At 35.9% G+C, this 22,140-nt stretch carries 11 protein-coding genes; 4 read left to right on the top strand and 7 right to left on the bottom strand.

Annotated features, from left to right (window positions below; translation table 11 throughout):
* Nucleotides 1-83: 83 nt before the first annotated feature.
* Nucleotides 84-1,121: a polysaccharide deacetylase family protein gene (locus tag HW347_RS04550; protein WP_214610755.1), complete on the bottom strand. Its 1,038-nt coding sequence runs from the start codon at nt 1,119-1,121 to the stop codon at nt 84-86.
* A gap of 195 nt (nt 1,122-1,316) precedes the next feature.
* On the opposite strand from HW347_RS04550, the gene HW347_RS04545 reads away from it, so the two are divergent.
* From HW347_RS04545 to HW347_RS04530, 4 genes are all read left to right on the top strand, one after another.
* Complete coding sequence (locus tag HW347_RS04545) at nt 1,317-1,682, top strand: hypothetical protein (RefSeq protein WP_214610754.1); 366 nt, start codon at nt 1,317-1,319, stop codon at nt 1,680-1,682.
* A 132-nt stretch (nt 1,683-1,814) separates the two neighbouring features.
* Nucleotides 1,815-2,666 carry a formate/nitrite transporter family protein gene (locus HW347_RS04540; RefSeq protein WP_214610753.1) on the top strand — a complete coding sequence of 284 codons (852 nt, stop codon included), beginning with the start codon at nt 1,815-1,817 and terminating at the stop codon, nt 2,664-2,666.
* Between the two features lie 366 nt (nt 2,667-3,032).
* Entirely contained in the window at nt 3,033-4,136 is a 1,104-nt protein-coding gene (locus HW347_RS04535) for an alkene reductase (RefSeq protein WP_214610752.1), read from the top strand.
* 417 nt (nt 4,137-4,553) lie between these two features.
* Nucleotides 4,554-8,003, top strand: coding sequence for a LamG-like jellyroll fold domain-containing protein (locus HW347_RS04530; protein WP_214610751.1), 3,450 nt, complete (start codon nt 4,554-4,556; stop codon nt 8,001-8,003).
* A gap of 147 nt (nt 8,004-8,150) precedes the next feature.
* Here HW347_RS04530 and HW347_RS04525 read toward each other — a convergent pair whose 3' ends face one another.
* From HW347_RS04525 to HW347_RS04500, 6 genes are all read right to left on the bottom strand, one after another.
* Nucleotides 8,151-15,962, bottom strand: coding sequence for a PKD domain-containing protein (locus HW347_RS04525; protein ID WP_214610750.1), 7,812 nt, complete (start codon nt 15,960-15,962; stop codon nt 8,151-8,153).
* A gap of 523 nt (nt 15,963-16,485) precedes the next feature.
* Complete coding sequence (locus tag HW347_RS04520) at nt 16,486-17,175, bottom strand: GNAT family N-acetyltransferase (protein ID WP_214610749.1); 690 nt, start codon at nt 17,173-17,175, stop codon at nt 16,486-16,488.
* A 375-nt stretch (nt 17,176-17,550) separates the two neighbouring features.
* Nucleotides 17,551-18,681: a DUF4932 domain-containing protein gene (locus tag HW347_RS04515; RefSeq protein WP_214610748.1), complete on the bottom strand. Its 1,131-nt coding sequence runs from the start codon at nt 18,679-18,681 to the stop codon at nt 17,551-17,553.
* Between the two features lie 482 nt (nt 18,682-19,163).
* Nucleotides 19,164-20,072 carry a DUF1963 domain-containing protein gene (locus HW347_RS04510; RefSeq protein ID WP_214610747.1) on the bottom strand — a complete coding sequence of 303 codons (909 nt, stop codon included), beginning with the start codon at nt 20,070-20,072 and terminating at the stop codon, nt 19,164-19,166.
* Nucleotides 20,073-20,438: 366 nt separating this feature from the next.
* Nucleotides 20,439-21,161, bottom strand: coding sequence for a hypothetical protein (locus tag HW347_RS04505; protein ID WP_214610746.1), 723 nt, complete (start codon nt 21,159-21,161; stop codon nt 20,439-20,441).
* A gap of 212 nt (nt 21,162-21,373) precedes the next feature.
* Nucleotides 21,374-21,976, bottom strand: coding sequence for a DUF4145 domain-containing protein (locus tag HW347_RS04500; protein WP_214610745.1), 603 nt, complete (start codon nt 21,974-21,976; stop codon nt 21,374-21,376).
* Between the last annotated feature and the right edge of the window lie 164 nt (nt 21,977-22,140).

The following is a 22,140-nucleotide window of genomic DNA, read 5'->3' as shown; positions in this document are numbered from 1 at the left end:
TTTATTAATTGATTTAAGAGAAATTAAGATTAAATGTTTTCTATATCCTAATTAGAAGTATCTCATCTAAAATGTTTTCCGGTTCAAAGAGAAGTCTTACATATCAATGATTTTTCTGATACTAAATCATTTTTATTAACAGCCGCAATCTGATAATTATGGGCGCCGGCTATCTTATCTGTATAGCTCGGTGTTGCAGATAAATTAATACAAACACCATCCCTATATATTTTATAGCAATCAATACCACTTTCCGCATCCTTAGAAGTATTCCAATTAAGCGTAACATGCAAATCATCTTTTCTTGAAACTTCCAGACCTTGAGGAATAGATGGTGCTGTTTTATCAGTGGAATGGCCTTCAAGCATAAGTCTATAATCAGTCAAATGAGTAAAAGTGAAACCTTTCTTCAGAAGGTCATCTGCAATCTTCTTTAGGTCATTTTTCTTGGAATCTGTTGTGTATGCTGCAGGATGACCATTCAACACAATGTATGAATGCGAATCGGCATCATATTTCTCCCAATTTGCCAAGTAACTTTTGAAAGATACATTTCCGTAATCAGGTTTCCCAACACCTTCCATACGTATATCCATCGTAGCTAGACCTTGCTTTTCAGGAAGATAATTATAATCAGTTTTCCAAACCACCCATCTCATAAAAGGGTCTTCATTAATTATCTTGATAGTATGTTCATTTACTCCATAGTGGTGATAGGAATATACCCGCATTATATAATCATATTTCATTAACATAGCAGTTCTAGCTAAATAAAAATGCTCTAACTGTGTGTCATAATCCGAATCAAAAAATTCTTTAGGTGTCCCTGTATACCCGTGCATAAAAAGCTGAAAATGTTTAGGGTCATCTATCAGGCTCTGAACATAAGCCATGTATTCCATATCACCAAGATGAACGGACAAAGGAAATATCCCTATATCTGCGGTAACATCTTTTTCAATAATTATATCCGTAATTGATTTAAACTGTCTCCAATTTCTTTCTTGTAAATCATCTAATTTAAAAACTACATATTTTAACTCCTCCTTAGAATTTAAGGTATCGTTTGTAACCAGTGAGTTTGAAAAACAAGTAGTTGCCGAAAATATAATCAGCATCATAAGCATCTTTTTTAATTTCAATTTGATTGTAGGACAGGGTTGTTTCATGATAATTAATTCTCTGTTAAAATCTTCAAAGGGGCAGGTAATTCAATTTATGTTTTTAAAGTTAGTTAAAACATCGTTTGAGCAAACAGGATACTGACCAATTCCTAACTTTAATCATTATTAAAAGATGAATCTAAAACGTATCAGATGATTACAGAAAATAAAAGATTAGATAAAGACAAACCTTTTCAAGGTTTGGAAAATGACGTCCCTCAAAATCATGGCCTGAGTCAAGATGAGTACAATGAGGAAACCAATACTAAATCAACTAAAAATGTTGGAAAGCCCGTTAATAACGGTGGAGTTAATATAACGGAATATCACCCACAGTTAGAAGAGAAATGGCTGGCAGTTCGGGATGAATATCTTTCACATTATCCAGATTTAGAAGTTGCAGATTCTGTGTATAAAAAAGGAAGTTTCTACTCTATAATTGACAGTATAGCAAAAAGTAGAAATAGCACATCACAGGAGATTCACGATGAAATTATGAGCTGGCCTACAACTGGGTAAAAGCATAAATTAATGGTGAAACTTTAATAGCTATTGTTGTTTTAGCTTACTATAGCCCTTCCTAATTAGCTCCATAGCCTTTTAATGAGCTTTAACATTAAATTTTAGTATTATAAAGGCAACGACTAAAGCATGGAAACAGAAAATAAAAAGCAGGAAGATCACCAGAAGGAATTGGAAAAAAAATCCAATGAAGTAAAGGGTGGTAATGAATACAGCGAAATTCTTAGTCGTGTTATACATGAAGGAGAAGAGATATTCAAGGTAAAAAATAAAGCCATGTTTCTTAGTGCGGTTATTGCTGGGCTAGAAATTGGTTTTAGTTATTTTCTTATCTGCGCTTTGTATTATTTATTGAATGGTACTTTGGATGCGAATATTATTTTCAAACTTTTTGCTGTAGTTTACCCAGTTGGTTTTATTCTCGTTATACTAGGGAAGTCAGCTCTATTTACTGAGCAGACATCAGTATTAGCTTTGCCTGTTCTTAATGGTCAGCGTAGCGTTTGGGAGTTATTTCGTATATGGGGTTTAGTCATTCTTGGCAATGTCATAGGCGGTATTATATTCGCACTTTTTATAGGAATTCTTGCTCCTCACCTTAATCTTTTTAATCAAGAAACCATGGTGGAAATTGGTAGCCATGTACTTAGTGAGGATTCATGGGTACTCCTGTTGAGTGCTGTTGTTGCTGGTTGGTTAATGGGGCTACTAACATGGTTGCTGAACAGTACAATGAATTCCCTTACTCGTGTTGTTCTTATAATTATGATAACAGGTGTCATTGGTTTTGGAGGGTTTCACCACAGTATTGTAGGCAATATAGAAGTCTTTGGAGCCTTTTTACATTCTGATAGTATTTCCTTTTTAGATTACCTCTGGTTTCTATTCCTGGCACTACTAGGTAATGGAATTGGAGGTGCTGTGGTTGTAGGACTTTTCAAATACCGGATTTTTGAATCAAACTACGAGGAAACAGTATAGCGGTTTTTATAAGAAAGTTTGAAGTGAAAACAACGGTCTTTAGTATTATAAATAAATAAGCTAACTCCCACTCTATTGATACTCAATATCTACAACTAAAATGTGAATAATAAATTGATATAGATTGATAGGTTTACAGGTTATTACGACTACCCAATTCTGTTTAATTCATTGATGCTACCAGTTAAGCAAGACTATGCACTTGTCATTATTTAAAAAAATAACCAACCAGGTATGACGAGCGTCAGATACTCTAGATGCCCATTTAGATAAATTTGAGGTTGAAGAAGTAAGATAACAAATCAGATACATTGCTTTTAAAAAGTATTTGGAACAATTATAAGATTAATTAAAAAGAGTACAAACATGAGCAAACAACAATTATTATTACCATATAACAAAAATATTAACCTCAATAATAGAGTGGTTATGGCTCCCATGACGCGAAGTAGAGCGGATAATGAGGGTAATGTTCCTACTAACGATTTACAGGGTTTATATTACGAGCAAAGAGCTTCAGCGGGTCTAATCATTACAGAAGGTTCGCAGGTCTCACCTGATGCTGTAGGTTATATCCATACACCTGGTATTTATTCAGAAGAGCAAGTTGACGGTTGGAAAAAAGTAACCAAACGCGTGCATGATAAAGGTGGAAAAATCTTTATCCAATTGTGGCATGTGGGACGTATATCCCATCCCGATTTTCATGATGGAAAATTACCCTTATCGGCATCGGCTATAAACCCTAACGCAAAATCATTTACGCCAGAAGGTTTTAAGGATACGGTTACGCCTAAGGAAATGACAACGGAAGAAATAAAAACTACGGTTAAGGATTTTCAAAAAGCAGCTGCCAACGCTGTAAAAGCAGGTTTTGATGGTGTAGAAATACACTCATCTAATGGTTATTTATTTCACCAGTTTTTTAATGGATGTTCCAATAATAGAACGGATGAATACGGAGGAAGTATTCAAAATAAAACTTGTTTCTTTTTTGAAGTTCTAGATGCAATAAAAGAGGTAATTCCCCAAGAGAAAATTGCCGCTCGTTTTAATCCTTCACTAGATGGTATGTTCGGTATAAGTATAGATGAAGAAACCATTCCCACATTTGAATATATTATTAAAAAGTTAAACGATTATAATCTTGCATACGTGCATCTTTCAGAACCGTTTACAGATGTTTCTAAAGTTCCTTTTGCGGTAACAGAAATCGCAAAACATTTTAGACCCTTGTACAATGGAACATTGATGATTAACTCTGGATTTGACCAGGAAAAAGGAAACAAAGTTATAGAAGAAGGCCATGCAGATTTGGTAGCCTATGGTAAGCCGTTTATTTCTAATCCAGATTTAGTAGAACGTTTTAAAAATAACTTGGCTCTAGCGGAATGGGATCAAGACACTTTTTACACAACAGGTACAAAAGGATATACAGATTATCCAAAAGCTTCAAAAGAATTAGTTTAGAAGCTACTTCAGATACTTTTTTAATTTTTAAATAGGTCCAATTCATATATATCATGAATTGGCCCTATTTGAATTACTTTACTTTTATTAAGTTATATATCTTCTAGAAATTTCCACAACCAGCTCCGGTCAACAATTTATTTTGTTCTTAATCATCAATTTTAAACACTCTCCACTAGAAATAAAAACCACGGTTTTTTAAGAAATTATTTTCGACATTTATTATACCTAATAATCAAAATTTATTCGATAAAAAGACTAAATTATCGTTAATAAACGTACATAGACCTATAAGATGTTGTAATACAATAGGTAGAAATCGCTATTTAAAAGAAATAATCTGCTTTTTTCTATATATTTTTGCAACTATTTGCGTCAAACTGACGTTAGTTTAATAATTAAAATCCCCCACCCCCGATGATCACAGAAAAGTTTACGAAGTACAAACTCATTTTACTATTAATGCTTTGTAGCATGACAAGTAGTGTTGTCTTTGCTCAAAATGACAGCTATGCTGTCATGGATATTGTTGAAGTAGAATTCAATAGCCAAGTCAAGTATGGTAACGCCTATATGGATGTAGACGTTTGGATTGAATTAAAAAAAGATGGTTCTTCAAGCGAGGTATACCGTATTCCGGTATTCTGGGATGGTGGAAATGTCTTCCGCGTTCGTTTAGTTCCCACTTCACCTGGAAAATGGACTTGGAAAGTTCTCAATGAGACTGTAGAAAATGCCGATCGGAGTTTTATTGGGCGAAGTGGTTCATTTACTGCTGTTGCCGCAAATGTAAGCAGTAACCCTAATAAACGTGGTTTTATAAGAGTTGCATCCAATAATAGAACTTTAGAGTATGCAGATGGTACACCATTCTTCTATACTGCAGATACTTCTTGGTCCGCACTAACTGAAGTATTTGGATTTAGTAAAGCGAATAATATTAGCGGAATATCTTTTCAAAATTATATTTCAACTAGAAAGGGCCAGGGATTTAACGGGCTTAATGTAATTGCTAGCTTCCCGAATGACAGTTATACTGAATTGTGGGCTGAAAAAACACACCACAAGAAAACAGGTCCTAACGGAGAAAATCCTTTTGAGTTAAAGAGCACAGGAAAAGTAGACTACCTTAAGATTAAACCTGAGTATTGGCAATCAGTGGATAAGCGAATGCAGCATTTATCCGACCAAGGATTTGTTACTTTATTTGAGACCGTAAGAAGAAGCGAGCTTTGGTATTTAGGTACTACACAAGAAAAAAACGCATTTTATAACTATGTCCGTTATCTATGGGCTAGGTATGGTTGTTATAACATGATTTTTAGCTGGGTACACCATGATAGCCAGTCCTCAATATATCCAAAATGGAAACAAATAGTTAGTGATGCCAATAGCAAGTTGTATTCAAAAATGGGTGACTACAGAATGCCTTATGGTCAACCTAGAACAGCAATGTCTTTTAATACATCTCTAAATAATTGGAATAAGGACATACCTACTGCTCTAGATATACAAAACGTTAGTAATGCTGAAAGAGATGAAACCATGCATGAGTGGCTTCGGAATATATATCATCATCAACCAGCAAAACCAGCTCTTAACTTGGAACCTTTTTATCCTGGTTGGGGATTACATTCTGGGAATGAAATTAATGCAGGTATGGATGATACCACCATGGCACAAATGCAGATGTATGGTTCCGTTTTAAGTGGTGGCCTAGCAGGTCATGCTTGGGGAGATGCATGGTATGCCGGTGCAGCAACTTCAACCGGAAGGAGTTCGCAGGATGGAGGTACAATCGTGCCTAGTAACGACCCGCAAGTTAATGCCCTAAAGCGATTTGAATCTCAGGCTATGGGTCATCTAAAAAGTTTTATATTAGATTCAGACCACAATTATGCTAAACTGGTACCGGCTGCGGATACTAATTTAAGCGATAGTCAAAACTATTTACATACATTATCTATAGCTGACGATAAATCGTTTGCCCTAGGTTTCTTTGCTGCTGATTCTAGAAACAGTCCAAAGGCCCTTCCTTCTCTAAAAAATCTTATGAAATCTGAAACCTATCAGTTTGAATGGTGGGATGTGACTAATGGAGGTTGGATTTCTGCAGGCAACCTTACTACTAACAATTCTGGTGTTATGAAAACACCTGCCTTACCAAATAATGATCGTACAAAAAGCTGGGCTTATCGAATTCGGTCAACTGATACAATAGATGAGCCTGAGGCAGAAGTAGAAGAACCAGAAGCAGAGGAGCCAGAAGTAGAAGAACCAGAAGTAGAACAGCCAAAAGCTGAATTACCCAAAGTAGAGGAACCAAAAGTAGAAGAGCCAAAAGCAGAAGTACCTACAGTAGAGGAACCAAAGGTAGAATTACCCGAAGCAGAAGAACCAAAAGTAGAAGAGACTGATACAGAAAATCCTAAAACAACAGACGGTTTTGTTCTTAGAATTAATTCTGGAGGTAGTGCAATTACCCACAACGGAAATAAGTTTTCTGCGGATAATTATTCTGATACGGGTCTTACATTAAACAGACCGCAAACAGGCCTTAATGACCCGTTCAAGACTTTTAGATATAGCCGTTCCCAAGTAATGGGTTACGATATTCCTTTGAAAAATGGAGCATATACGGTTAAACTACATTTTGCGGAATTATGGTTTGGCGCTACGGATGGTGGTAGCGGCAAGGTAGGAAACCGTGTTTTTGATGTACGTTTAGAAGAAAAATTAGCGGAAGATAATCTAGATGTTTTTGCAGAGGTTGGAGCTGAGGCCCTACTAACAAAAACGCATACTGTAAACGTTACCGACGGAAAATTAGATATAGATTTTTCTTCTTTATCTTCTGATGGAGGAACTAGACATCCAATCATAAATGCTATTGAGATTTTGGAAATTCAAGAAAACGCTCCGATAGTGATTGAGGATGTCGTAATTGAAAAAACTACGGGCTTAGTAGGTCATTGGCCGTTAGATGAGTTAAACGGCGTAATCGCAAACGATGTTAGTGGTCAAGGTCTTAATGGAGCACTTGATAGTGGTGTAACTTTCGATAAGAATAAAACTAATGGTAAAATAGAAGGCGCCTTGATATTTGACGGCGTAGATGATCATATTAATTTACCTGATATTGATAATAATCTGAAGTCTAGTTTTACGGTATCCGCATGGGTTAACCCTAGCAATGCAGAAGGTAACTATCAAGGTATTATTGGTAGTACTACCTCAGGTGGCTTTATGATGTTCGTTAATCGTGGCAAACTAGCGTTTACGGTGAGCACTAACGAGAATGGTAGAAAGCTAGTTAGCAAGGGAACTATTCAAAACAATGTTTGGCAATTGATTACTTGCACCTATGATGGTACGGATATGCGCTGGTACATAAATGGTGAAAATGTTCATAGTGAATCGCTTTCTGGAACCTTGAAGCCTATGGATGTATCTTGGATAGGATGGTCAGGCTGGAGTGATGAATATTTTGAAGGAGCTATTGATGATGTAAAGTTGTTCAATAATTCATTGACCAAGCAACAAGTGTCTTCCCTATTTGAAGAAGGAAATTCTAATATAGTTCGAGAAAATATAGCATCAAAAATAGATGTACCAATGGAAGGTGAATTAGATATGAAAGTATTCCGTGTCTTCCCTAATCCGACAAATGGAGTCATTACAGTGACTGGAATGTTGACGGGAATGCAGCTGGACCTTCTTGATTTCTCAGGTAGAAAAGTAGCTTCTCAGACCGTGACTGTAGATGGTGATATCCAGATGGATTTATCTCCCTACGCAAAAGGTGCGTATGTGTTAAATATCACAAAAGGAAAAGAAGTCTTAACCGGAAAGGTTATTCTAAATTAAAAATACTTTTATTTATTGTATTAGTAAAGGGGCCAATATCTGGCCCCTTTTTTATTTATAAATCGTGAAGTTTTTACTTGAAACAAAAAAGCAAAGACCAGTTGAGGTCCTTGCTTTTCTATAGAGTTACTCTTATTATTATTATTATTATCGTTGAATCAACAGTCTTTTATTAATTTCATTTCCATTCGTATCCGTAGTTCTTACTAGATATAAACCAGAAGATAAATTAATGACGCTAAGCTCATAATTTCTACCCTTATTCACATCTTTAGCATTAACATGCAGAACTAGCTTTCCGCTCATATCGTAAATTGATATCGTTTCTAAGTCTACAACTTTTCCAAAACTAAGCGATACGTTCACAGAAGCTGGATTCGGAAATAACCTAAACTCTTTTAAAACTTCACTATCAGTCAAAGAATCATTTACGGTGATTGTAATGGAATCTGTTGCGACTTCACCGTTATCATCAATGACAGTTAAGGTTGCGGTATAAATACCCGCTTGTGTATAGGTATGAGAAACCACGATACCACTGGCCAAAGGAGATTCATCTCCAAAATCCCATGAGTAACTTGCAATACCAGTATCATCCGTAGATTCATCACCATCAAAATTAACCAATAGCGGTCCTATGCCATCTTTGATATCTACTGCAGCTAGTGCTTTTGGCGGATTATTGTCTATTTTTTCAAAAACAACATGAATGCTATGGTTCTCTACTAGATTTGCGAACTTATACTCTTCAACAAGAGCTGTTGAGACTTCATCAATTAGAATATCCACCAAGTGGTAACCTTCGTCTGATAGTATTATAAAATTCTGTTCTTGACCTTTAGCTACTTCAATCTCACCATATGGAGAAAGCTCACCGCCTTCAGTTCCAGTAGCAGTTATGATATATGTCTTAATTGCTCCAGTATATTTAAAAACGGCTTCAAACGTATGGTTTTCTGAAACCTCTTCAAAAGTATATTCGGATAAACCTTGTAAGCTTTTACCGTCTACAATTAACCTATCTATTTCATACCCATCACTAGCTGTTACTGAAAAACTAATACTTTCGCCTTCAGCAACTGTATTCTCTCCATCTGGCGTTATCATTCCTCCGTCTCCTGATGTAGCTGAAATTGTAAACTGGTTAACACCAATTTCTGTAAACACAGCTTCAATAGTATGGTTGTCATTAACATTCTCAAACGCATAAGTAGGTTCTCCTACCGTAAAGCTATTGTCCACAATAAAATAATCGAACTTATAGCCCTCATTTGGAGCTGCGGTAAACCAGTGGTCTACTCCTTGCGCAACAGAAACAGCACCACTTGGAGATATTGTTCCTCCTAAGCTAGAAGATGACATAATTACTTTGAAAATTTCTTCGAACGAAGCTTCAATGGTATGTTCTGTAGAAACGGCCTCAAAAGTGAAGCTATCAATCGCTCCTTGTGATACCCCGTCCACCAATACGTCAGCAATTTTATACCCTGTATTTGGAATTATATCAAATTGTTGATTAGCACCTTTTATTACTTCTACTTCTGCGTTTGGCGATATTACTCCGTTTTCACCTGCCATTGCAGTAATGATATGAGAGGTTGCTTCAGTAACAGTAATCACGAGAGATTCAGTATTTTGATTACCATCACTATCGGTAACCCTTAGCAACACGTTATAAATACCTGCATCGTTAAACGTAAACGTTGGGTCAGCTAAGTCGGATATAGATGAAAGCGCATCACCAAACTCCCAACTGTAATCTACAATACTAATATCATCCATTGATCCACTACCGGTAAAGTTGACTTCTAACGGAGCCTGACCTTCAAGTGGTGTTGCACTTGCAATAGCTACTGGATTTCCAGTATCATTTATAACCCATGTAAATTCAACATCACTTTTGTTTGTTGGATCGTTATTATCTGTAGCGGTAACTACAACATTATAAGAACTGTTATCACCGGTGTTTGCATTGCCCCCTGCCCTACTAGATTCATTTGCAGCCGTCAATTGACTATCTGAATATGTAGGGCCATCTACTTTGTAAAGTGCCATTTTATCAATAGCATGTCCGGCCGAACGTTCAGAAACTTCCATGGTATATGTACCTGGATTCACAAACCAGACGTATACATTATGTGAATCATTATCACTTGTTCTAGCCTGCCAATCATAAGTTTCAGAAAGACCACCGCTTCTGTATATTTTTAAATAACCATTGCTACTACTACCTTCAGGAGTTGTTCCATCAGGTCCAGCTGTAATTCTTGAGCTTCCTTTTGGGAAAACAACATTTACTTGATCACCCTGTACATTTGAGATTAAACTAGCCTCATCTGCAGGATTTCCTTTGTATCCAAAAAACCATACATCTTCATTGTTAGGAAAACGTAACCAGTTATCGTTCTCATCCGTTGGAGATTCGCCACTATAGAAACTTCTCCAATCGAATTTATATACACCAGGCGTACTTACAGTAATTTGATAAGGAATAGTTCCACCGTTTTGTCCACCAAAGCTATTCGTGCTTGCTAAGATTCCAGTAACACCATCTATTGTGGTTTCTACCCATCCCGGTTCTAAATTTCCAGATTCTGCTTCAATAACAACTAAACCATTTTCCTCAAGGAAAGCTCCTTCACCTGACTCATTAGAAGAAACTACTGTTCCATTTATCAGTCCAGTAGCTGCATCAATCATTAAGGTTGGAGGAAGTCCAGTTGTACTAAACGTTACATTATTTTCTGTTTCTTCAGTTAGGAGTTGTAATGATACTTCATCTCCTTCAGCATTGTACTGCGTTCCAGGATCAATTATATTAGAAATACTTTCTCCATTCCTTAGAATAATATCTACCGATGATGACGCTCCATAATGAATAGTCAAAATAGCATTTGTATCCTCTCCAGAATTGTTCAGGGAAACTGTTATCTGACGTAAACTTTCCGCATCTAAAAACACATTTTCCGTGTTACCAGAGGTAATTGTATAATTGGTTGCATCTGCACCAGTTATTTCCATAGAGCGGATAAACATTCCTATGTTTCCACCTGTTACTTCTATATCAAACGTTTTAGAGTCGCCCACTTCAAGGTTGACCACATCAGGAATAGATAAAGTACTTGCCATGCTAGGCGAACCTACAGGTAAATCTTCACCTAAAAATTCCATGTTTTTCTGGTTACCTCCAGCTAGTTTTGGTGAACCGGCCAATACAAACAAGCCGTTACCAGAAACTATAGCTTGCGTACCATGCCTTGCGTTATTTAAATCTGGCAAACGTGTCCATGTTTGAGTAATAGGATCGTACTGCTCTGTAATCTTCAGCGCATTGGACGTTACTTGACCATAGACCTCTTGGTTCTCAACTTCTCCACCAGCAACAATAAGTTTGCCATTAAAAGTAGCCACTATAGGTGCTGCCCTAGGTGTTGGTATATTCTGATTTGTTGGAAGTGTGCTCCACGTACCTGAATTGAAATCATAAACATCAACTTCTGCAATTGTTGGACTAAAAACACCTCCGGCACCTCCCGAAAGACGACCTCCTACCAAATACATTTTATTATCAACAACACCTGCATGGAAATGGTCCCTTGCCCTTGGAGCATCATTTAAGGGAGTCCAAATACCAGTACTAGGATCGTATTCATCAAACCAGCTAACGTAACCGCCATTATGGCCAATGGTATTCCCACCAGATATGTAAAATTTATCGTTATAAACTACTAAACCTGTAGATCCTCTTCTTCTATTTTCCGGTATTTCAGGTCCTTGAATCCACTCTTCATTAGCAGGGTTAAAAGCCCAAACATACTCAGTTGGTTCCTCATTAGGATACGAATTACTCTTAAAAGCCCCTATCACCCATATCAATCCTTTATACTCAGTTGCCTGAAAATGGTTGAATTCTTCTGGTGGTGAATTTGGAATTTGAGTCCATGTATTTGTAGTGTAATCATATACATCAATGGTTTTGGCATTCTCGCGACCACCCATTAAATAGAACTTATCTCCCGCTTGTACCAGTGAACATTCATGACGAGCCGTATAATTTTCATCCTCGTCTTTATCTTTCCATACTAGGTCATCTACAGTCCATACAAATGAAATACTCGTAGTAGTAGATCCCGGTTTACTTACCGTTATAGTCACATTATGGACACCATCATTATTCGTTCCTCCCGTTATTGCATTCGTTGAAATCGTACCAAATATTTGGCCATTGGTCGATTCAACATCAATACCTTCTGGCTGACCCGAAATAGCGTATGTAAAATTTTCTTCCGAATCCCCACCTATTGCCGAAATGGTTAAGGCACTTTGGTCACCACTAGCGTTAAATTGATTAGCAATTGGAGCTATTGAAATAGGGTCATTTGCAGAAGTACTTCCCATAACTTCTATAGCTTGTAAAACCGGATTTTCAATTCCAATATGTTCGAATAATATATTTAGTTCACCATCTGATACCGTAACAGGATACGAAAGCATACCTGCATTGAACACGTTACCATTGCCTCCAAAAAGTGCAACGACATCTATATCATCTCCTTTTATTTCATTTTCTAAGGATATATCAAATACTCGCGCGCCAATGTTATTTGTAGGTCCATATCCGTTACCTGTATAGATATTAACTACATAATTTCCGTTGGGTACTGGCAATTTAAATTCCATTTCAGGCCCGCTTGTGGCATCATAACGTTCTTTGCCATACAATGCATTAAATGTACTTTCATCTATGTAATCGGGAACAGACGTATGCCTATTTTCATAAAGAAACGTGTTAGTGCCGCCTGGAATGGTTCCCGTATTTACGGAATAGTTACTTCCTGAAGCCGCACCGTTATCTAAATTAGCTTCCCAATCTATATTACCATCAGTTGCAGTTACGGAGTTACCTCCTGCATTTATTCTTGCAACTATGGTATAATTGGGCTCTATAAATTCTTCTAGAATTGCCGTTAAGGGAATAATGAAAGGAGAGTTTGCACCGTTATGAACGATTTGTAAATTAGCATTTTTGATTCCTGAAATATCATTCGGGAAAAAATTCAAAGGCAATGTTTTATCTGCTCCAGGCCCTATTACTAATGGTAATGTTAAGTTATGGCTATAAAGCGCAGCATCAATACCTGTGATGTTTACTGCGGTAATTTCAATAGCTCCAGTTGATGGTCCACCTTCATTTGTTAATGTAGGAATAAGTTGTACTTGGTCTGAGCCCGTTTCCAAAACACCATAATCTACAGGGTTTTCTGAAAGTACAAGGTTTGCTTCTTCATCTTCCGTAACTTTTAAAAAATCCCATGTGGCCGTAAAAGCCTCTCCGGTTCCTGAAGTGGAAATAATACCTACTGCCAGACCCTTAGCATCATTTGGATTTAGTAACTCAACAGGCAATACAATAGTACTTCCTAATACGATTACTGTTTCACCGCCGTCTACGGAATAATAAGGTTGTGCCGTATTCGAAGCTGGGTTTACATTGATGTAAATATCAACAGAAGTAGCTCCTTTAAGCCCGCTTACATCATACTTTTGCGTAGTTACGTTAGATGCGCCATCTTCTTTTACAACCTCAAACCCATAAAGATTATCGTTCTCGGTTAGTCCATCTGCAACTACTATTTTTAAATAATGGTCTTGGTCTCCGTTACCGATATAGATACCATATGAAAGTCCTGACACAGAAGAAACGTTTGCAAAAGGTGTCTCAATTTTTGAATGTACGGTAAATGGTTTTGAGTTGGTGGTTAAATTTACCCCAAACTGAAAAGCATTCTTTTGAGAGTTTGCACCTTCAAATGCTGTACCAGATGTAACTGCATCAACTGTTGCCTTACCTCCGGCTCCTCCAAAGGAAAGATTATTCTCGTCGTATTGATTAAGGTACTCGGTATTTCCGCTTGGATCTAACATCAAGCCAGTAAAACCAAGACCAAAAAATCCTGTACCTGGATCATTATTCCAGAATGGATAATCAATAGGAAGATTTGTTGTAGTACCATTATCAGCATCAATAGCAAATACATCTTGGCTATCAGGGATGCCATCATTGTCATCGTCCAAATCATTCAAATCAGATATAAGATCACCATCATAATCATTTGGCTGGCTACCCCCAGAACAAATGTCAGTACCGTTTGCTACTTCATCATCGTTAGAATACCCATCAGAATCATAATCTTCTGAACCTACATATTCTGGATCACTGGGGTCTATACATTCATTAAAATCAGTTGGTTCAAAAACTGTAATATTGTCTGCACCATAAGTGGCTGCCCATATTGTACCAGGAAAAGGGTCAGAATCACCCTGTGCAATTACATCTAAAGGCGTTGAGCCAAAACCTGTAAGGAAACTATTGTTTTTAGATTCTAGTCCATTGCCACTTGCGTTCAATTGATATCTATTTATCTTACCATTAAAGGAAGCCGTTAAAAGGTCTCCTTGCATAGCTCCTCCAAAATTACTGGCGGTATATTCACACATACCGTTTGTAGAAGAATTTACAATATCAAAAATTCGCATTCGGGGATCTGAGGTAGCGGTTGCTAGGTATTCTCCCTGTATGGGGTCATCTGGAAAATTAGAAATATCAAAAGTCGTGTTGAAATAACCTGAGACTCCTGTAAGCAATGTACCAAAATTGTGATTCGCAGAAAGCACCCAATTAGAGCCGTCAAATGTATATACTTTTACTCCTGCACGAGATGAAAATGCTCGTATAGGTGCTGGATGACCGGCATAGTAAGCACCATTGTCATCCGTAATATTACCAACATAATGCAACGCATCACCATGACCACTACTACCAACTTCATTAAGTTCGTTAGTTACATAATCTCCAGCAGAAGGGTTATAGGTTGTAGTACTTTGATCGCCTTTAAGCTGACCGGTACTATCATAAATTATAGGTAAACCTCCCCAAGTTGTATTTGGTCCATTATCAACAGAATATATTCGGCCATCTGCTGTTATAACCACATCGTAGCCATTTCTCCAACCTGTAGAGAAAATTTGAACGGGAGCGCCAGCTTCTGGAAATGCTTGGTTTAGTCCGTTATTACCTCCAAATGGATCCCCCAAATCTATAGTAGAATTATACATAGGATGTCCAGCGGTATAAGGAAAACTTGAATGTGTATTGTCTATATCAGGCCTTTCCGGGTCATTTAATGTAGGTAAGTCATAAATATATTTTGTAGTACCCTGGCGAGTGTCTATATATGGTCCGCCATTAGAGGCTTCCATCTGTTCTAATTGAGTTAAGTTGACAATTAACATGGCACCAGATAAATAAGTCTCTGATGTACCTGCAAAATTATTACTTGGTGCTCCTTTATTTGCGTTACCTCCTTGTTGTAGTAATAAATAGGTATTACCGTTACGTTCAAAAATTTCCATTCCATTAGTAGAATGGTTTTCCTCACATCTGGGAAGTCCTCTAACTAAATCTACTTTTTCCCAAGCACTGCCTGTCCATGTAAGCCGTGAAAGAACACCGGAATTGGTATCAAGATTTTTATCATTACCACTACCGCCGCCGCCTATTCTAGAATCTGAAGAACTTACGTAAAGAATAGGATTTGTTTGTGTACCTGTGGCAAGAAGCCCAGTAGCTTGACGTTTATTCGCGGTATTTATAGTACCGTCGTCATTATGATTAGGTGTACCCGTCTTAACAAGGTCTATAGTATTAGAACTTATAGCGGTATAGGTACCAGAACCAGCTTCTGCTTTATCTCGTAGTACCGTGTACTCAAAAATGGTCCCATCTTGTTGTGAAACGTATAGTTTTCCGTTAGGTCCAAAATCCAAAGAAGTTGGATTGTTAAGGTTTTCGCCGTTAAGCCCTGTAGCATTAAAGCTTTGAGCATTAGTAAATACAGTAAATGTAAATGAGACGAATAAGCATGCAAGTAGGCGCTGCATAGCGTAATGTTTTTTCATAGGTACTAAGATTTGGGTCTGTTATTCTCCAATTAAGGAGAACAATTGACTATAAAATTAGGTATACCTCATAGCAGCATAAAACAAGTCACGCTATATTCGTTTACTTTACATTTTTAGCGGACAAATTGCATATCTAAAAAAATAATAGGTGTAGAAAAGAAAAGTTTGATTTCCACTCACCGATTGAAAATGGTATTTGACCGACAGGATATTTCTTACAATGCAACGAAGGATTAATTAGATAGTTTGAAAAAATATGCGGACTAGCATTCAAATAAATTGAAATCAATTAAAAAAGAAAAGATTTACACTATTTTGAGAGTGAAATTATAGCGAAGAAAACTCGTTATACTAAGCGTAAGCAATTATAAAATGGGTTTCAACTTATGATATTATAAAGATACAATTATTGAATACCTCTCTAAATTGTTTAAACCACTTGTATGAAGATTTTTGAAGAAAGACGTAGGAATTTTCTAGAATGTTACAATTATATTGGACGGGCAATAATCACTGCGCGCTATCCTATTTTACGGTATGACCACCAGTTCATATCTCTTGTTAGTTCATAGCCTAACTTTTCATAAAGAGAAATTGCTAAGTTTCCTTTGTTTGTATGTAAAATAGGAGTTTTCTTCTCTTTTAAAATTTCTTTTGTGGTATGAGCAATTAGTTGTTTGGCCAATCCTTGTCTCGTATAATTAGGGTGGGTAACAACTGCGCTGACTTCTATAAATTGATTAGTTTGCATTCGCTGACCTGTAATTGCGACTAATTTACCATTCTTAAATATCCCAAAGTATTTGCCCATTTCAAAACTTCTTCTTTTATAATAACCAGGCATAACCAACCAAACTAACTCATAGATTTCATCAATAAATTCTTTTCCTAACAAGACAATATTTTCAGTTATTAAAACTTCTGTTAGCTTATTTAAAACCATTTGACAACCATCAATTTTTTTCTCTAGGGAAACTTTAGTATTATCTATTATTGGTGTTTGATTCTCTGAAACGAAGAAGAAATCATCCGAATTTTTTAAATATTCGTTTGCAGCTTTAGCTGTTTTTGTTTCATCGAAGAATGAGCCAAAAGAACAAATCTCCGGGTTATAAAATTGAACTCCATTATGTTCAATAGCAAATTTTTTATGAGTTTCCTTTAAGGAATACCAAACCGGGTTTTTTAATTGTTCTTCTAAATCTATCATTAAAATACATATATTGAAATTCAAAGATATAGAGATTTTTTAAGCTTGTATTAAACAGTTAAAATATATCCTTAAGCTAATACAGCTGGGTAATTACGGGAGTCGTAAAAAAAACGGTTATTCATACAGTACGTGTTTTTTTGCAGCGGAGTAACACGGCCTTTAGGTCATTTCCCTCAATGGTCAGGCTATGATTAATGTGGGTCGGTGATTTACAATTTCCATTGCGCCGCAGCTCGTAGCCAAATCTTTTTGTTTTGTTTTATTTTTTTTGTCTAAAGCAAAATTCCAAAGATTTTGCGACCTCATAAATATACACAGACCTTGGCGTAAAAACCCAAACCCCACATTAATTATGGGCATTGTTGGCATTAATTATTTCTTTACAACTTTTATCAATTCAGGAATAAAATCGGCATAGGTTGGGTATTTTTCTCTGTTTTTTTCGAATTCATCAATCAATTTATTTTCCATTTCTGCTAGAAAAACAAAACCTTTGTTTTCGTCTCTTTCCTTTTGTGCAGCTTCAGCTCCGAAATAAATAGATGCAATTCGAATTTCTAACAACCTTACTACATGTTCTACTAAGTAACCCGTCAAACTGCCCATACCTTCTTGCAGCATAATTTCCTTTATTTTTTTGGTGAGTATAGGTTCATTACTCTGAATATATTCAGATATTTCTTGATTATAGAATGAGGCATTTACGAAAGAATGACCAAATTCATGTACACATAAATTTCTAATGAATTCTTTGTCTTTGTATCCAAATTGTTTTACTGAATCAGTAGAAAAATTGGTTAAATCAATTTTATCTGAGGGGCTGATTAATTGATAAGCGATAGAAATATCATCTGTTTTTATACTCGGTCCAATACCTCGCCAACCTCCAGTTATAAAAAGGGGCTCAGGTGATATCACATAACGGTCATTTATTTGATTTGTGTATTCTTCCATTTTACCAACTAAATCAATGTCCATTGCAATTTTGGATATTTCTTGTATGGCTCCTTCATAATAATACAAGTGCTCCTCAATAAATGGCTCAACATTGGCATTAAGATAAAAGTCGTGCAGAGATTTGTATAATAAGTCCCATTTTGGGTCTAGCCCAGTATGCGTTGAATCGTTTAATTCGTATTCTTTGTTTTTTTTGGAAATTGTGTACTTGTCTCCAAATTCTGGAAACTCCTTCTTATGAAGTAAGTATAATGAAATAGCATCATCTCCCCCACATTGTTTTATCAAATTTAAGACTTCATGGTTTTCAAATTCTTCAAAAACTTTTAGCAAATCATCTCTTACGGGGTTTGGTCTTGTTGTCCATTGTCTATTTTCTTTAATAAGATTATGAGCAATTCTAAAGGTGATTATGTTTTTATTTATTTCATATTCGATTGATTTCAATTCTGTCTTAGGTATTATCTTTTCAATATTTTTTGACTCATTATTTTTGCAAGCAATAAATGAAAATATTACAAATAAAAAGATGGTTATTTTTCTCATTGATTTTTTTTCATAATTAATGCCAACGGTCCGGGTATATCTTCCGAAAGGCGCAGCCTACCGAGTGGAAGATTGCTGTGACTTCTGGAATATATGCCCAGTTGTGTGTAGTTATCTAAAGTAGGTAGTAAAGTTGGCAAAAACAAAATAGCCTTAATTAAAGTCGCGGCATGCCCGGACCGTTGAGGGAAATGAGTGTTACGGGAGTCGTGAAAAAACGGCTATTCATGCAGTACGTGTTTTTTTCCAGCGGAGTAACACGGCCTTTAGGTCATTTCCCTCAACGTCTAGGCTATGATTAGTGTGAGGCGGTGATTTACGATTCCCGTTGCGCCACAGCGCGTAGCCAAATCTTTTTGTTTTGTTTTATTTTTTTTGTCTAAAGCAAAATCCCAAAGATTTTGCGGACATCATAAAAATACACAAACCTTTCGTTTAAGCCCGAAGCCCGTATTGTTTATAGGTTTTGTTGTACACAGTATTTATGTGCCTTGAAATGCCATAATTACGTTGTTAAAATTTCTTTCTTTTAAGTCTTTCGGTTCAATTCCAAAATAAATTGTCATACTTCCTCCATACTTTTCTAAATCTGTATTTCTATCAGCACAGTCAAGTTGAATAAGCACTTTGTATTTTTTTGACAAGTCGGAAATCTCAGATTGTTTAGATTCAAACTCGCTCCTTGTTTTTATATTTAATTCCCTTTCCGCGAAATAAGTTACCACACTTGATTGGATTGACCTGTCTTCTCCCAATACTTGATGAAAGTCATCTGAATTTAAATCCGTAATACGATTTATAAATTCATAGGTTGAGTCATATAATTGATAAAAACTTTCATATTTTTTCTGTAAGTCTTTTAGTTTAAAGTTTTCATCGTCAGGGATAGTGAAAGATTCGAAATATTCAATTTTTGCAGGGTTAAAAACTCCTTTCATGAAGTAATTGACTGGAAACTCCATCCGCTTTAAATCTTTGATGTTGTCGTGATAGACTAGCTTATAGGAGGATTTTTGGTTCAAAAATCCTGGCCACTCTTTATCAATGTAAATGAATACATAGATAATTCCATGTTTAGGTAGCTCATTATTAGTGTCATATTTACTTAATTCTTCTAAATTATATTGTGCACAAAAAGTCAATGATTCCTCATCGTATTTTGGCCAACTGAAAGTTTTTGGTAAGTCTGGTTTTCCGCCAATTTTAGATAACCCAACTTCAATTTCATCGTCCTTACTTCTTGTTGTTCTTACGCCAATAGTTGGTTGAATTAATTCACTAAACTTTAATTTGTCGGAATGTTCAATATTAAAATTGGATTTTACGATATGGTTCTTAATTTTTGATAAATTATTTTGACCATAGCTAAATATTGAGGTTGAAAAAATCATAAAATAAATATAGATTTTAAGTAAATTATTCATTCTTACATATGCCCAGTTGTGTGTAGTTATCTAAAGTAGGTAGTAAAGTTGGCAAAAGCAAAACAGCCTTAATTAAAGTCGCGGCATACCCGGACCGTTGAGGGAAATGAGTGTTATGGGAGTCGCAAAAAAACGGCTATTCATGCAGTACGTGTTTTTTTGCAGCGGAGTAACACGGCCTTTAGGTCATTTCCCTCAACGTGTTTGTATATGGTTTGTTGCGTGTTTTAAGCAACTAATTTAGTAAATAATTACAGACCAAGAAAGTCCGCGAGGACTTTCGTAAATAGGCGAGAAGCCAGCAATAAATTATATACGGTGTTGGCAACTGGCTTATTTACGCTGTATCGGGTGTATTGGCTGTTCAAGTTTTCTTAAATTCCAATTTTTATTAATCATTACTCCGCTTTCAATATTGTCTTTCCAAACATTTCCATAAATTGGATTTATGATTAGGTTATCCGGAACGAAAGTCAGAACATCTTCATAAGTTAAATAAAATTGAATAAATCCGCCTACATATTCATTGTGACTAACACTTACAATTCCGCACTTATTTATTAAACTACTGAGTTTTTGAAGGTCATTAAAAGGATTTTTATTTCCATATATTTCTGTTTCTAAATATTTTTCTCTTCTAATAGAATCGCCTATAATCTTAAATGATGGACTAATCCTAATTTGACCATTCTTTAATTTCGTTAACCAAATATTCGATTTAATTTTTGAAGTGTCAAAATCAACGAGAATCGGATATTCAGTCGATTTCAAATGTTTAGGATAAATCATAAAAGAGGTGCTATCATTTTCTTTATAATAGTATGCTCGAAAATCAACTCTATTATTTTTAATCTTTCTCCATATTTCGCCTTTACCGTGATATTCGAATTTCCAATTTTTAAAAACATTAATATCTTCTTGGCTTAGTTCTTTAACAATATTCCGCGCTTTACTTTCAATTTTCGCATCCGAATACTTTGAATTATTGCAACTAAAGATGAGAGACATAATGAATGTCACAAAAAATAAATTGGAAACTTTAAATGTTTTTTTCATGCTTGTTGCCAACGTCTAGGCTATGGCAAGTAGGGCAGGCAAGGAAACTTTTCGTTTCCGTCTGGTCTGCTAGCCAGAGCTTTTTGTTTTGTAATTATTTTTATTTTTTAATTGCCAAATCCAAAAGATTTGGCGGACTTGGCAAACACGCCCAAGCCTTTAAATGTAGCACTTTATGCCCTATTTGCTATAGCCATTGTTGTGCGTTGTTTTTATTTTGACTGTCGTTCCTTAAATCTGTCAAACTTATCTTTAAAGGAGTAAGTGAAATCTAATATAGCAATTGTAAAGTCCAGAATGTCCCTCGAATCAACTACAGAAAATTCAATTTCTATATTGTGAGCTGCTTCATTCCCCACTAGTCTCAGTTCGTTCGCCCATTCGTATAGCTGTTCATTGATTATGCCATTAGTTTTTAATTTTTCAATGGATTTTGCTAAATTTTTGTCTTTCACACCCTTTAAAAAGCAGAAGCCCTCAATGGTTCGTCTGCACATAATTGCCGTTGCTGTATATGAATTTGCTCTAAAACATTTAATAGATTCCTTCAAAGAATCCCTTAGTTTCTCAGGGATTATTGGATTTAGATGAAATTCGGAATTAGGATATAGAATTTTTATATTCCCAAAAGCTAATTGATAGTCCACATTGTCAAAATCCATCGTCTGTTCCGTTAAAATTGGATTAAAGCATTTTGGACATTTAAAAAGAGAATATTTTGCACTATCAATCGGGTCATCAGAATATGCACTTAAAAATTCTCCTATCGTTTCGGCTTCTAAGTGAATATTGCAATTTGTACATTCTATCAGCATTCTTCGGTCAGTTATAAATTCAATTTTTTAAATAACGCACAACGGTCCGGGTATATCTTCCGGAAGGCGCAGCCTACCGAGTGGAAGATTGCTGTGACTTCTGGAATATATGCCCAGTTGTGTGTAGTTATCTAAAGTAGGTAGTAAAGTTGGCAAAAACAAAA

It is taken from the genome of Zobellia barbeyronii, from assembly GCF_018603515.1.
GTDB lineage: Bacteria > Bacteroidota > Bacteroidia > Flavobacteriales > Flavobacteriaceae > Zobellia > Zobellia barbeyronii.
Note: the sequence above shows the minus strand (reverse complement) of the source record. Positions and strands in the feature narration are given on the sequence as shown.